General features: G+C 51.5%; 13 protein-coding genes. 5 read left to right on the top strand and 8 right to left on the bottom strand.

Annotated features, from left to right (window positions below; all coding sequences use genetic code 11):
• The first annotated feature begins 5 nt into the window (after window positions 1-5).
• Together EOS98_RS12885 and chbG are read left to right on the top strand one after the other, a co-directional pair.
• Window positions 6-1,361, top strand: coding sequence for a 6-phospho-beta-glucosidase (locus EOS98_RS12885; protein ID WP_094964575.1), 1,356 nt, complete (start codon window positions 6-8; stop codon window positions 1,359-1,361).
• 12 nt (window positions 1,362-1,373) lie between these two features.
• Window positions 1,374-2,132, top strand: coding sequence for a chitin disaccharide deacetylase (gene chbG, locus EOS98_RS12880; protein WP_000442730.1), 759 nt, complete (start codon window positions 1,374-1,376; stop codon window positions 2,130-2,132).
• Window positions 2,133-2,175: 43 nt separating this feature from the next.
• Here the strand turns inward: chbG and katE are convergent, their stop codons facing one another.
• Window positions 2,176-4,428: a catalase HPII gene (gene katE, locus EOS98_RS12875; RefSeq protein ID WP_094964574.1), complete on the bottom strand. Its 2,253-nt coding sequence runs from the start codon at window positions 4,426-4,428 to the stop codon at window positions 2,176-2,178.
• 364 nt (window positions 4,429-4,792) lie between these two features.
• On the opposite strand from katE, the gene cedA reads away from it, so the two are divergent.
• On the top strand, window positions 4,793-5,035 hold the full coding sequence (gene cedA / locus EOS98_RS12870) for a cell division activator CedA (RefSeq protein WP_000977510.1): 243 nt from the start codon (window positions 4,793-4,795) through the stop codon (window positions 5,033-5,035).
• Between the two features lie 102 nt (window positions 5,036-5,137).
• On the opposite strand, the gene tcyP is transcribed toward cedA, so the two are convergent.
• From tcyP to hxpB, 3 genes are all read right to left on the bottom strand, one after another.
• Window positions 5,138-6,529, bottom strand: coding sequence for a cystine/sulfocysteine:cation symporter (gene tcyP, locus EOS98_RS12865; RefSeq protein ID WP_001010662.1), 1,392 nt, complete (start codon window positions 6,527-6,529; stop codon window positions 5,138-5,140).
• Between the two features lie 136 nt (window positions 6,530-6,665).
• Window positions 6,666-7,265, bottom strand: a complete 600-nt coding sequence (locus EOS98_RS12860) for a metal-dependent hydrolase (RefSeq protein WP_000505804.1) — start codon at window positions 7,263-7,265, stop codon at window positions 6,666-6,668.
• Between the two features lie 137 nt (window positions 7,266-7,402).
• A complete protein-coding gene (gene hxpB, locus EOS98_RS12855) occupies window positions 7,403-8,071 on the bottom strand; it encodes a hexitol phosphatase HxpB (RefSeq protein WP_000106854.1) in 669 nt (222 codons plus the stop codon).
• A 148-nt stretch (window positions 8,072-8,219) separates the two neighbouring features.
• On the opposite strand from hxpB, the gene EOS98_RS12850 reads away from it, so the two are divergent.
• Entirely contained in the window at window positions 8,220-8,756 is a 537-nt protein-coding gene (locus EOS98_RS12850; RefSeq protein WP_000222158.1) for a YniB family protein, read from the top strand.
• 42 nt (window positions 8,757-8,798) lie between these two features.
• On the opposite strand, the gene EOS98_RS12845 is transcribed toward EOS98_RS12850, so the two are convergent.
• The 3 genes from EOS98_RS12845 to pfkB all read right to left on the bottom strand — a co-directional run bounded on the left by EOS98_RS12845 (window position 8,799) and on the right by pfkB (window position 11,084).
• Window positions 8,799-9,659, bottom strand: coding sequence for a fructosamine kinase family protein (locus EOS98_RS12845; RefSeq protein WP_000267686.1), 861 nt, complete (start codon window positions 9,657-9,659; stop codon window positions 8,799-8,801).
• Between the two features lie 106 nt (window positions 9,660-9,765).
• The gene (gene ghoS, locus EOS98_RS12840) at window positions 9,766-10,056 is read right to left on the bottom strand and encodes a type V toxin-antitoxin system endoribonuclease antitoxin GhoS (protein ID WP_000146133.1); all 291 of its coding nucleotides are present in this window, start codon (window positions 10,054-10,056) and stop codon (window positions 9,766-9,768) included.
• A gap of 95 nt (window positions 10,057-10,151) precedes the next feature.
• Entirely contained in the window at window positions 10,152-11,084 is a 933-nt protein-coding gene (pfkB, locus tag EOS98_RS12835) for a 6-phosphofructokinase II (protein ID WP_000251707.1), read from the bottom strand.
• Window positions 11,085-11,372: 288 nt separating this feature from the next.
• Between pfkB and EOS98_RS12830 the strand changes: the two genes are divergently transcribed.
• Entirely contained in the window at window positions 11,373-12,131 is a 759-nt protein-coding gene (locus EOS98_RS12830; RefSeq protein ID WP_000770981.1) for a YdiY family protein, read from the top strand.
• A gap of 48 nt (window positions 12,132-12,179) precedes the next feature.
• On the opposite strand, the gene EOS98_RS12825 is transcribed toward EOS98_RS12830, so the two are convergent.
• The gene (locus EOS98_RS12825) at window positions 12,180-13,139 is read right to left on the bottom strand and encodes a lipid A deacylase LpxR family protein (RefSeq protein WP_001046434.1); all 960 of its coding nucleotides are present in this window, start codon (window positions 13,137-13,139) and stop codon (window positions 12,180-12,182) included.
• Window positions 13,140-13,242: the final 103 nt, after the last annotated feature.

The following is a 13,242-nucleotide window of genomic DNA, read 5'->3' as shown; positions in this document are numbered from 1 at the left end:
ATATTATGAGCCAGAAATTAAAAGTCGTCACTATTGGTGGCGGGAGCAGCTACACCCCTGAATTACTTGAAGGCTTTATTAAGCGCTACCATGAATTACCTGTCACTGAATTATGGCTGGTTGACGTTGAAGACGGGAAAGAGAAGCTGGGCATTATTTATGATCTCTGCCTGCGAATGATTGATAAAGCAGGCGTTCCGCTAAAATTGTATAAAACGCTGGATCGCCGGGAAGCGCTGAAAGACGCTAATTTTGTTACTACCCAGCTACGCGTTGGTCAACTCAAAGCCCGTGAACTGGACGAGCGTATCCCGCTTAGTCACGGCTATCTGGGGCAAGAAACCAACGGCGCTGGCGGTTTATTTAAAGGGTTGCGTACCATTCCGGTTATTTTTGACATCATTAAAGATGTTGAAGAATTATGTCCGAATGCGTGGGTCATTAACTTTACTAACCCGGCGGGGATGGTGACGGAAGCGGTTTATCGTCATACCAACTTTAAAAAATTCATCGGCGTATGTAATATTCCTGTCGGCATGAAAATGTTTATTCATGACGTGCTGGCGCTGAATGAGAATGACGATCTTTCCATTGACCTGTTTGGTCTAAACCATATGGTCTTTATTAAAGATGTGCTGGTGAATGGCACCTCACGGTTCGCAGAATTACTGGATGGCGTGGCGTCCGGTCAGTTGAAAGCGTCAACCGTAAAAAATATCTTTGATCTGCCGTTTAGTGAAGGATTGATTCGCTCGCTGAACATGCTGCCGTGCTCTTATTTGTTGTATTACTTCAAGCAAAAAGAGATGTTGGCGATTGAAATGGGCGAATATTACAAAGGCGGCGCGCGCGCTCAGGTCGTACAGAAAGTGGAGAAACAACTCTTCGACTTGTACAAAAATCCTGAGCTAAACGTGAAGCCGAAAGAGCTTGAGCAACGCGGCGGCGCTTATTATTCCGATGCCGCTTGTGAAGTCATTAACGCTATTTATAATGACAAGCAGACTGAGCATTACGTTAATATTCCACATCATGGGCATGTCGAGAATATCCCGGCGGACTGGGCGGTGGAAATGACCTGCATTCTGGGACGCAATGGCGCGACGCCGCACCCGCGTATCACCCGTTTTGACGAAAAAGTGCTGGGGCTTATCCACACTATTAAAGGATTTGAGGTCGCGGCCAGCAATGCGGCGCTGAGCGGAAACTTTAATGATGTGCTGCTGGCGCTTAACCTGAGTCCGCTGGTGCATTCCGACCGAGACGCAGAAGTCCTGGCGCGTGAGCTCATTCTGGCGCATGAAAAATGGCTGCCTAATTTTGCCGCTTGCATCGAAGCGCTTAAAGGTAAGCACCACTGACAGAGGTAGGCTATGGAACGCGTGTTGATTGTGAATGCCGATGATTTTGGCCTGAGTAAAGGGCAAAATTACGGCATTGTTGAAGCATATCGCAACGGCGTTGTGACCTCCACGACGGCGCTGGTCAATGGCGAGGCTATTGACCATGCGGCGCAGCTTAGCCGCGAGCTGCCTGCGCTTGGGGTGGGAATGCATTTTGTTTTGACGTTAGGCAAACCGGTGTCAGAGATGCCGGGCCTGACGCGAGACGGCCTGTTGGGGAAATGGATCTGGCAAATGGCGGAGGAGGATACGCTTCCGCTGGATGAAATTGCGCATGAACTGGCGTGTCAGTATCAGCGTTTCATCGACGTATTTGGCCGCGAGCCAACGCATCTCGACAGTCACCATCATGTGCATATGTTCCCGCAAATTTTCCCCATCGTCGCCCGCTTTGCGGCGCAGCGCGGGATTGCGTTACGTATTGACCGCCAGACGGTGTTGAACGCAGACGATCTGCCGTCGGATTTGCGCAGCACTCAAGGATTTAGTAGTGAATTTTACGGCGAGGAGATCACCGAAGCGTGCTTTTTACGCATTCTGGATGCCTCGGCGCATCGAGGAGAGGCCTCTCTGGAGGTGATGTGTCATCCGGCGTTTGTGGACAACATTATTCGCCAGAGCGCCTATTGTTACCCCCGCTTAACTGAACTGGAGGTGTTGACGTCTGCGTCACTCAAGGCAGCGATTGCGGAACGTGGATATCGTCCTGGCAGTTTTCTTGATATTTAGCTCCTGAGTTTGCGGCGCAAGAATGCGCCGCATTTTTTGCCGTTTATGCAGGAATCGCGTTAATTTTCCCCGCACGCGACCAGACACGATGTGCCGCCATCAGCGTCAACAGAGTGTCCATAAAGTGGTGGTCAACGTTATCGGCCTCAACAAGTCCTTCTTCCCCCTGGCTATCAATGTTTAAAAGCGCCTTAAACCGTCGGGCGTCGCCTGCCAGTGCGATGGGCTTCAGATGTTTGTAGGCTTCCAGAAGGTAGTAGCGGGCATCGCCGCAACTCTCGATATCGGCAATATTGCCGCACGGTACTATTACCGCATCGACCGTTAGCGACGGCGCGCCGGCAAAGGTTGCCGCAATCGTTAATGTTGAACCGTCATCAGCCGTTACTTCACCCATCCGTGAATAGAGCAGTTTTGCGTGGACGCCTTTGGCTTTTAAAGCCTGCAAAATGGTCAGCAGATCGGCGGCGTTAACCTTGTCGTTCAGCAGAATAGCGACCACTCGGCCTTTAACATCGCCGTCCGGCACCGCATACAGGCTGAGCGCCGGATCTTTTTTCAGACCGTTGACATCAGGAGGCGGGGCAATTTGCGTTTGCTCATGGGTGAGTGAAAAACCGAGATTATGCGCGACGCCCTGAGCCAGCGTGACATCAATATGCGCTAACTGATCGACCACCCGCTCCCGAATATACGCGCGGGCGACTTTACCCAGCTCAAAGCTGAACGCGTCAATAATATGCTGCTGTTCTATCGGCGTCTGACTGAGCCAGAACAGGCGAGGATGCGAGTAATATTCACCGAAAGAGGGGCTGCGTTCGCGGATTTTATTGCCATCCACGCGTTCCTGGTATGATTCGAAGCCGCCGCGTTTTGGCGCTGGCGGCGTTTCGCGTGGCCAGTTGTCATTAATGGAGTTTGGTTCATAGTTCGCCGGATTGGTGTCGATATCCATCCGGTGCATACCGTCACGCTGGAAGTTATGGTAGGGGCAGGTAGGGCGGTTAATCGGAATTTCGTGGAAGTTTGGCCCGCCCAGACGACTGATTTGCGTGTCGGTATAAGAGAACAGACGCCCCTGTAACAGCGGATCGTTGGTAAAATCAATGCCGGGAACAATATGCCCTGGATGAAATGCCGCCTGTTCGTTTTCAGCGAAAAAGTTATCCGGATTACGGTTTAACACCATTTTGCCGACGCGTTGTACTGGCACCAGCTCTTCCGGAATCAGTTTGGTCGGATCGAGCAGATCAAAATCGAATTTAAATTCATCCTCTTCGGCAATGAGTTGTAGGCCCAGCTCGTATTCCGGGAAATCGCCCGCTTCGATGGCCTCCCACAGATCCCGGCGGTGAAAATCCGGATCGCGACCGGTCAGTTTTTGTGACTCATCCCACACCAGCGAGGCTTTACCTGCCAACGGTTTCCAGTGGAAACGGACAAAGGTCGCTTTCCCTTGTGCATTGATCAGACGGAAGGTGTGAATGCCGAACCCTTCCATCGTCCGATAACTCCGTGGAATACCGCGATCCGACATTGCCCACATGACGTTGTGCAGCGTCTCAGGCTGTAAGGAAACATAGTCCCAGAAGGTGTCGTGCGCGCTCTGTCCTTGCGGAATAGCCCAATGTGGTTCGGGCTTAACGGCGTGCACAAAATCCGGAAACTTATGCGCATCCTGGATAAAAAAGATCGGCGTGTTATTACCGACGAGATCGAAAATTCCCTCTTCGGTATAAAATTTGGTCGCAAAACCGCGGATATCACGTACGGTATCAGCAGACCCCGCGCCGCCCTGTACTGTCGAAAAGCGAACAAAGACCGGGGTAATTTTCTGTGGATCGCACAGAAACGCGGCTTTCGTGATGTCGCTCAGGTCTTTATATGGCTGGAAATAGCCGTGCGCTGCAGATCCGCGGGCGTGAACGATCCTCTCCGGGATACGCTCATGGTCAAAGTGGGTAATTTTCTCGCGCAGGATAAAATCTTCCAACAGCGTAGGGCCACGGCTGCCGGCGCGAAGAGAATTTTGATCGTCGGCGATGCGCACGCCCTGATTGGTGGTCAGCGCATAATTTTCGCTGCCTTTACGAAAGGCGTCGAGGGCAGTGAGCTTATCATTCGCGGTCTCGGGCGCTTTTAAGCTGCCGGGGGCCGTTGGTTGCGCGCCCGGCGGCGTCGGTTCTGGCGTGGGGCGATGTGAACCGTCTGACGGCGCCAGGGAGTCCAGGCCGGGCTGTGATTCACGGGTATCATGCACGGGGGACTGATGGGGGGATTTCTCATTATGCGACATTGAACTCGTCTCCTGCTTTCATCACTGAAATGGGCGTGGTAGTAGTCAAAATCACTCTAACTATAGAACATTTCAGCAATTATGCCGGGGGAGAGCGGAACGGCAGACAAGGCTCAATAGGGAAATCGCACGCGCGGAACAGGACGTCGGGGGCGAAGATCGGCTAAAATAGTGTTTTTCTGATTTTTAGCCTTAGAGCCTATCCCAGTAGGCGTTATTGGCGCAGCCAGTTTGGACACGGACAGCGCGCAAAAACCGGAGCGTACACGTAGTACGTGAGGATTTTGAGCACTGCCCAGGACCAAAATGGCAAGTAAAATAGCCCTAATGGGATAGGCTCTTAGCCTCTTTTAGTGAAGCATTAATGATGAAACCTCTTCGCCAGCAAAATCGCCAGATTATTAGCTATATTCCGCGTGTTGAACCCGCGCCGCCGGAACATGCGATAAAAATGGATACGTTTCGCGACGTCTGGATACTGCGCGGTAAATATGTTGCCTTTGTTCTGACGGGGGAGTCATTTCAACGGTCGCCTGCCTTTAGCGTGCCAGAATCGGCGCAGCGTTGGGCGAATCAGGTTCGCCAGGAAAACGAAATCGCTGACTAAGAAAAAAACAAAACGCCGGTACTGGAGACCGGCGTTTTTAATGACAGACATTTTGAGTTGCTGATCGTCGTGTCTCAGACGATGTGAACGCCCGATAATGTATTATCGATGCGCCAGTTCGGCGTCTTCTTCGCTATCGAGAATGGTTTTATCGGTCTGCTTCAGCCACTGGCTGGTCAGCGTACCCGCGGTCATTGAGCCGCTCACGTTCAGCGCGGTACGGCCCATATCAATCAACGGTTCGACGGAGATTAACAGCGCGACCAGCGTGACCGGTAAGCCCATGGCAGGCAGCACAATCAGCGCGGCGAAGGTCGCGCCGCCGCCAACGCCGGCAACACCCGCCGAACTTACGGTAACGATACCCACCAGCGTGGCTATCCATACGGGGTCTAAGGGGTTGATGCCGACCGTCGGCGCAACCATTACCGCTAACATTGCAGGATAAAGACCGGCGCAACCGTTTTGGCCGATGGTCGCGCCAAAAGAGGCAGCAAAGCTGGCGATGGACTCCGGCACGCCCAGGCGGCGGGTTTGCGCTTCGACATTAAGTGGAATGGAGGCGGCGCTGGAGCGGCTGGTAAAGGCAAATGTCAGCACCGGCCACACCTTGCGGAAATATTTCAGCGGGCTAATCCCGTTCACGCCCAATAGTATGCCGTGAACCACAAACATTATCGCCAGACCAAGATATGACGCTACCACGAAGCTTCCAAGCTTAATGATGTCCTGCAAATTAGAGCCGGCAACCACTTTCGTCATCAGCGCCAGTACGCCGTAAGGCGTAAGTTGCATCACCAGACGCACCAGCTTCATCACCCAGCTTTGCAGGGTATCGATAGCAACAAGCACACGCTCGCCTTTTGGCGCATCATCTTTCAGCAGTTTAAGCGCGGCCACGCCCAGGAATGCGGCGAAAATCACCACGCTGATAATAGACGTAGGATTTGCGCCAGTCAGATCCGCAAACGGATTTTTCGGTACAAAAGACAGCACCAGTTGCGGCACGCTGAGATCGGCCACTTTGCCGACATAGCTCGTCTCAATGGCATTCAGACGCGCGGTTTCCGCGCCGCCCTGAACCAGACCTTCCGCCGTCAGTCCGAACAGATTGGTGACCAGCACGCCCACCAGCGCTGCGATAAGGGTAGTAAACAGCAGCGTGCCGATAGTCAGAAAACTGATTTTCCCCAATTGAGAGGCGTTATGCAGTCGTGCCACGGCGCTTAAAATAGAGGCGAATACCAGCGGCATCACAATCATTTGTAGCAATTGCACATAACCGTTGCCGACAATATTGAACCACTGAATGGAGTCTTTTAACACCTGACTGTCAGCGCCATAAATGGTGTGCAGGGCCAGACCAAAGACCACGCCCATCACAAGGCCGACAAGCACTTTTTTAGCCAGACTCCACTGTTTATGACGGGCCTGCGCCAGTACAAACAGCAGAATGACGAACACCGCAATGTTCGCAATTAATGGAAAATTCATCCCCGTTCTCCTGATTTTTTTATTATGAAGCGCTGTGTTTTAGCGATTCTGTTCGCGCAAGATTAGCAGAACTGTGAGCTGGCTCTTATATTCAAATGGAATGGTTTATACCAAAAATGACTTTGGCGTTGATTTACTAATCAATCTGGTGATTTATAAAACGATTGAACTGCATTTGCAGGATAGTGATCATCTGCGAAGACCAGCGTATGACGTTGTTTTCCGGCATGGACTGCGGCATCCACACCGCCCAGGCAAACAACGCCATACATAAAAATCGCTCCAGTTGATTGCCCTTGCGCGGCGCCAGAATAGGCAGGCGGAAACGCCAGCGGCACGGCCACAGTAAGGGAACGCCTGCGGGGGTGAGCATATCCGCGACGATATGGCTTAAATAGCCGAGTACCATGCCTTGCAGCGCATCCGCCGGGATAATCCACGTATCCGGAACCTTGAGATAAAAGGTCGCCAGTAGGGCAAAGACCGCCAGCAGACTATGGGTAAACCCCCGGTGACCGAACGCGCGGGCGATCGGTTTCGATACCCATTTCAGGCGCTGACCAAGAAAAGATTTGGGGTGGTCGATATCCGGCAGCAGACAGGTCAAAATAGCCGAAGGAATAATATGCCACCAGTCGCCGTGCGCAAGGACGGGCGTTAACTCGGCATTCTTGGCGAAAACCGCGCTGGCTATAGAAAAAAGAAGATGTCCTTCCGCCGTCATGATAAAACCCATTAAACTGTCAATTCATACAGTATAGGGTTTTTATACAGTAGGCGGAAGTGGTGACGTTGTAACTCTTTGTCTCTGTCAAAGCCGCTTGCCGTCTGGCTCAGCGGCTAATTGCCCGTTGACTTTGTTTCGGAAACATCTTAACCGAGTAGATGCGCTGCCGTCAGCTCTGTCAGTGAGTTAAGTTTGACATTCGCCAGCGCAAAGCGCGGATCATGCTGGTTTTCTTCTGCTGGCACCACAATGGCGCGCATTCGCGCCGCCTTTGCCGCGATTAGACCATTCACCGAATCCTCCAGCGCCACGCAGGTTAATGGATCAACGCCTAATTTGGCCGCACAATCCAGATAGACCTGCGGATGCGGTTTGCTGTAGGGCAATTTTTCCGCAGAGGCCAGCGCGTCAAAACTGTCGCGCAGCTCAAACATGGTGAGCACTTTTTCCAGCATATGCAGCGGCGATGCCGAGGCAAGCCCCACTAATAGCCCCTGCGCTTTACACAGCGCCACGGCCTCACGCACACCCGGTAAAAGAGGGCGCGTCTCTTCGATAAGCGTAATCGCGCGGGCAATAACACGGTTTGTCACTTCCTGGCGATCGGGGCCGCTCCACGGTTGCTGCGCAAACCAGAGATCGACAACCATATCAATGCGTAGCCCAAGCGTGTCTGGCAGTTCATGGCGCCGAGTAATATCTACGCCTAAACTTGCCATCACGTCCAGTTCAGCGCGATCCCAGAGCGGTTCGGAATCGATCAGTAGTCCATCCATATCGAAAATTGCAGCAAGAATTTGACGTGGGGTTGACATCACAACCTCTCCTGTTGAGATTAAAAAATAACGAATTAAGCGTTCATTATGACCATGTTCTTAGTATATCGCCCTTAAAGATCAGGCGAAAACGGGAATCAACAGGTAGACTTAGGCCAAAACGACGCGTCTTTATCAAGGGGAACTCATGACGTATCAACAAGCTGGACGCATTGCAATCCTAAAAAGAGTTGTTGGGTGGGTTATTTTTATTCCGGCACTGCTTTCCACGCTCATCTCAGTCCTTAAATTTATGTATGCGCACAGTGAAAAGCAGGAGGGGATAAATGCGGTAATGCTGGATTTTACCCACGTAATGATAGACATGATGCGCGTGAATACGCCGTTTCTGAATGTTTTTTGGTACAACTCGCCGACGCCGAATTTTCAGGGAAGCCTGAATATCGGTTTCTGGCTCATTTTTATTCTGATTTTTGTCGGGCTGGCGATGCAGGATTCCGGCGCCAGAATGAGCCGCCAGTCACGTTTTTTACGTGAAGGCGTGGAAGATCAGTTGATCCTGGAAAAAGCAAAAGGCGCGGAAGGACTAACGCGTGAGCAGATAGAGTCACGTATCGTGGTGCCGCACCATACCATCTTTTTACAGTTTTTCCCGCTCTATATTTTGCCGGTCATTATTATCGTGCTCGGCTACTTTTTCTTTTCCTTGTTAGGCTTCATGTAAACTGAAAAATGCCGGATAGCCCGTATCCGGCATGGGCTGTACCTATACCGCAAGCAGCCGATCCATCGCTTTTTGCGCAGTAGCCAGGTGCTGACCGCCAAACAGCCTTGCCCGATTAAGCAGGGTGTAGAGCTGGTAAATCGGCTGCCTGTCGAGAAAATCCAGCGGTAGCGGCGAAACGGACTGATAGCCGTCATAAATCTGCGGTGGCTGATCGGTATGCAGTGGCAGCATCGCCAGATCGCATTCTCTGTCACCCCAATAGCAGGCTGGATCGAAGATATAGGGGCCGTCAGGGCCAAGCGCGCAGTTCGCCGACCATAGATCGCCATGCAAAAGAGAAGGCTGCGGTTGATGCGACGCCAGACGTTGCTGAACATGTTCAACAATGGCGTCAATATTACCAAAGGTAATGCCTTTTTCCGCGGCGAGTTCAAGTTGCCAGCCAATGCGCTGTTCGGCGAAAAAAGTCGACCAACGGCGTTGCCAGGTATTCGGCTGCGGCGTGGTAGAGAGCGCGTTGTCAAAATCGAGGCCGAATTGAGGTTGGTCGCTCCATTGGTGCAGGCGCGCCAGCTGTTGCCCAAGAATAAACGCATTATGGGCATCCAGCGGGCGGGGCGAGAGGTAGTCCATGACTAAAAAGCTGTAATCCCGATCCGAACCTACCGCCCATACCTTAGGCACAACAACGGTTTTACTGCGGGAGAGCAGCTCCAGCTGATCGGCTTCAGCGGTAAAACCGCGAAGCATTTCTCGTTCATCGCACTTTACGAAAAAGTCATGGCCTGCATAACGTAAATGCCATGCGGCATGAACTTCTCCGCCTGGCAGTTCATTACGCAGTTCGATTTCGCCTTCACCGACTTGCTCGCTTAAAAGACGACTGATAGCTTGCCACATAATGTCTCTCCCCACGTTGTCTGCCAGATCATAAGGTTAGCGCAAAAATGCGGTTAAAAAATACGAACTAACGCACATCACGGACGCGCCGCGGCGGGAATGGCACTTATTGTGCGTTTTTACTCCACGCCTCCCAAGTAGCCACGGTAATGTCGACATCCTTATCTAACGCGCTTTTCGCAAGTCCGGCGACAAGCGCTTTGATTTCATCAGCGCTCTGAGCGCTAACAAAGCCAAACGTATTGGTGCCGAGCTCATGCACATTCCCTTCATCGTCCGTTAATGTCAGCAAAAAACCGCTACGCGTCAGATGGTTATTGAGTTCGTTAATCTCGGTCAGGGAATCTTCATGGAAGGTTACGGTAATAACATAACGGGTAATATCGCCACTGGCCATCGTTCACCTCGTTGGGAGCAACTGTGTTTTTAACAGCGGCGGATGCGCCGCCCGTTAACCGATTTTCCGGTATCCCCCTCGCCGGGGGGATACGATTATTGCGCGGAAAGATAGGCGTATATTTTTTGGGTATCGTCACGGGAACACAAACGCGTACCTTGATTGAGCGTAGCGGCGCTGCCTGCCGCCACACCGAAGCGCACCATCTCTTCCAGCGACGCGTCTTGCGCCAGTTTTAACGTCATCGCGCCCACCATACTGTCGCCTGCGCCGACAGTACTTTGACTTTTCACCGGGGGAGGAACAACCTGGATGCAATTCTCACTGTCTATGCCCAGCGCCCCTTGCGGCCCCAGAGAGACCACTACCCGGCGAGCCTTGCCGCTTTGCACTAATTCCTGGGCCGCTTTACGCACATCATCAGGCTGCGTCAGATCGCGATTGACTAACGCGCTCAATTCTTTCAGGTTAGGTTTCACCAGTTCGATATCGCCAAGCGCCAGCGCGGCGGTGAGCGCGTCGCCAGAGCTATCAATAATGCAGCGAATGCCTTGCTTCTGTGCGGCGGAAATCAGTTGCGTGAGTTTCTCGACCTTAACGCCGGGCGGAAGGCTGCCGCTGATAACCAGAATTGCCCCGGATTCAATTTCCAGTACCTGTTCTTCAAGCTGGCGAAATTCGTCATCGTCCAGCGTGGCGCCGGGCATAACAAAACGATACTGTTCGCCGCTGGACTCGACGTGGACGTGCAGGTTCTGACGCGTCCAGTCTTTCGCATCGACGGTAGACACGGGGACATTTTCGTCAGCCAGTAGTGCGACCAGATGTTCGCCGGTAGCGCCGCCAGCCGGGAAAATTGCGGTCGCGGTGCCGCCAAGATGCGCAATGGCGCGAGCGACATTAATACCCCCGCCGCCGGGTTCGAATACCGGCGCGGAGCACCGCAGTTTACCTTCGGGATAAATTTGCGGCGTGATTGTTGCGCTATCGAGAGAGGGCGCAAGCGTCAACGTATAGATACGTACCATCGTTACCTCCTGTTAGGCTGATTTCAGTCTGGCACTTAATCCCCGGAAAGTGAAGGAATTAACAATATGATTTTCCGGATCTTTATTTAAAGAAGTACGATGTAAAGTTATATAAATAAATGAATGCTTCGGGAGGGTTCTTATTCAAAAAATGAAATAGTAATTGATTGCTATGTTATTCGGGGCTTCTTATAATTCGCTACCTTTCCAGGGGCGTTTGTCATTGATCCCTATGAAAGTTTCCGGGACCGTCGTGGTCTCTTTTTTAGTTGTACGGACTCTATATAAATGAAGCTTTTGAAGGCAGTACCCGCTGTAGTTATGCTGGCGGGTGGCGTGTTCGCGTCTCTGTATGCCGCCGCCGATGATTCCGTTTTTACTGTCATGGATGATCCCTCCACCGCGAAAAAACCTTTTGAAGGTAATCTGAATGCGGGCTACCTTGCTCAGTCAGGCAATACTAAAAGTTCTTCCTTAACGGCTGACACGGCGATGACCTGGTATGGACAACGTACCGCCTGGTCATTATGGGGCAATGCCAGCAATACCTCCTCTAATGATGAACGCTCTTCAGAAAAATATGCGGTAGGCGCGCGTAACCGTTTTAATATGACGGATTATGATTATACCTTTGGCCAGGCCAGTTGGCTGACAGACCGTTTCAACGGTTATCGTCAGCGCGACGTACTGACCGCCGGTTACGGGCGGCAGTTCCTTAATGGTCCAGTGCACAGCTTCCGTTTTGAATTCGGTCCTGGGGTTCGCTATGACGAACATACGGACGATACTACTGAAACGCAGCCGTTGGGTTATGCTTCCGGCAGCTATGCCTGGCAGTTAACTGACAATGCTAAGTTTACACAGGGGGTGTCAGTATTTGGCGCAGAAGACACCACACTAAATTCGGAAACAGCCCTCAATGTCGCCATTAACGAACATTTTGGTCTAAAGGTGGGGTATAATTTAACGTGGAACTCGCAGCCGCCTGAATCAGCGCCTGAACATACCGATCGCCGCACTACGGTAACGCTGGGCTATAAGATGTAATATTGCGCCGGGTTACGTTACGTAACCCGGTTATTCCGTGGTGACGCCTCAGAAGAAGAAGGTGATGTCGCCGTTGATATAAGAATAGTCGTCTCCGGTGCGAAATTCCGACGTGACTTTGTTTAAAGAAAGAGAAAATGCGACGGGAGAATAGCCGATGGTGGCACCGACGCGATATTCATCCACGGTTTTATTAATATCCACCGTTTCCATTTTTGTTTGCAGCGTTTTCCCCTGTAACGTGTAGTTTTTATCAACTTCCCTGCGCTCAACGCCAGCAAATACTTTATAGATCAATCCCTCTTTTTGAGTGTGTATTAACCCTCGGCGGGACAGTAACCCAAACCCATTATCAGAGTTGAAGGTCTTATCATTTCCCAGCGCAACGGTTGCGCCGTACCCCAAATACTGGAAGAGATTGCCGCCGACAGCAGAGACTTCTGGATAGAAGCCCACATTGACACCCAGAATATCAATAGCTGGCGTAAGGGAGACCATTCCTTTTGCCGTGTAACCATAACGGTTTTCAATTTGATCCTGCCAGGCAGGGTATTTTTCTGCGCCTATTATTCGATGCGCCCGATTCTGAACCTCCTGACCGCCTGCGTCAGGACCAATAACGCCGATATCGGTACCTAAACGATAACGTAACCAATTGGTGGCTAATGAATTCCACTCCAGTCCGGTATGAAGAAAGGCGCTGAACGCGCGGTCGCCTTTGACGGCTTCAGGCTTTCTCTTATTGGCGCCTGATGGAGAATAAATATCTTGCGCGATATGAAAAGAGAGTTGACTGGCGTCAGTGAGATCGTGGCTGTAGCCTAAAAAGAGCCCGGCAGTATAATCACCCCGGTCTGCAGCCTTGTGCCCGTAAAGGGCATTTAAGGATGGTTGAAATATACCTGCATCATCATTCGCCACTGAAATAGCAAGGCTACTGGCATTGGCCATTGTGGTCGTACTGAGTATGGCGGCAATCATCGTTGCGCAATAGCTGTATTTGTTCACTTTTTACCCCTGAATATGAAAGTGAATACTCTTATTTTTACAAAGTAATAAGCACAGCAGCATGATGCGCAGTGCTTATTAAACCTTTAAATATAACTAAACT

The organism is Salmonella sp. SSDFZ69 (genome assembly GCF_004010755.1).
Lineage (GTDB): Bacteria > Pseudomonadota > Gammaproteobacteria > Enterobacterales > Enterobacteriaceae > Salmonella > Salmonella enterica.
The sequence above is the reverse complement of the archived record's forward strand: the minus strand, read 5'-3'. Positions and strand labels throughout refer to the sequence as shown.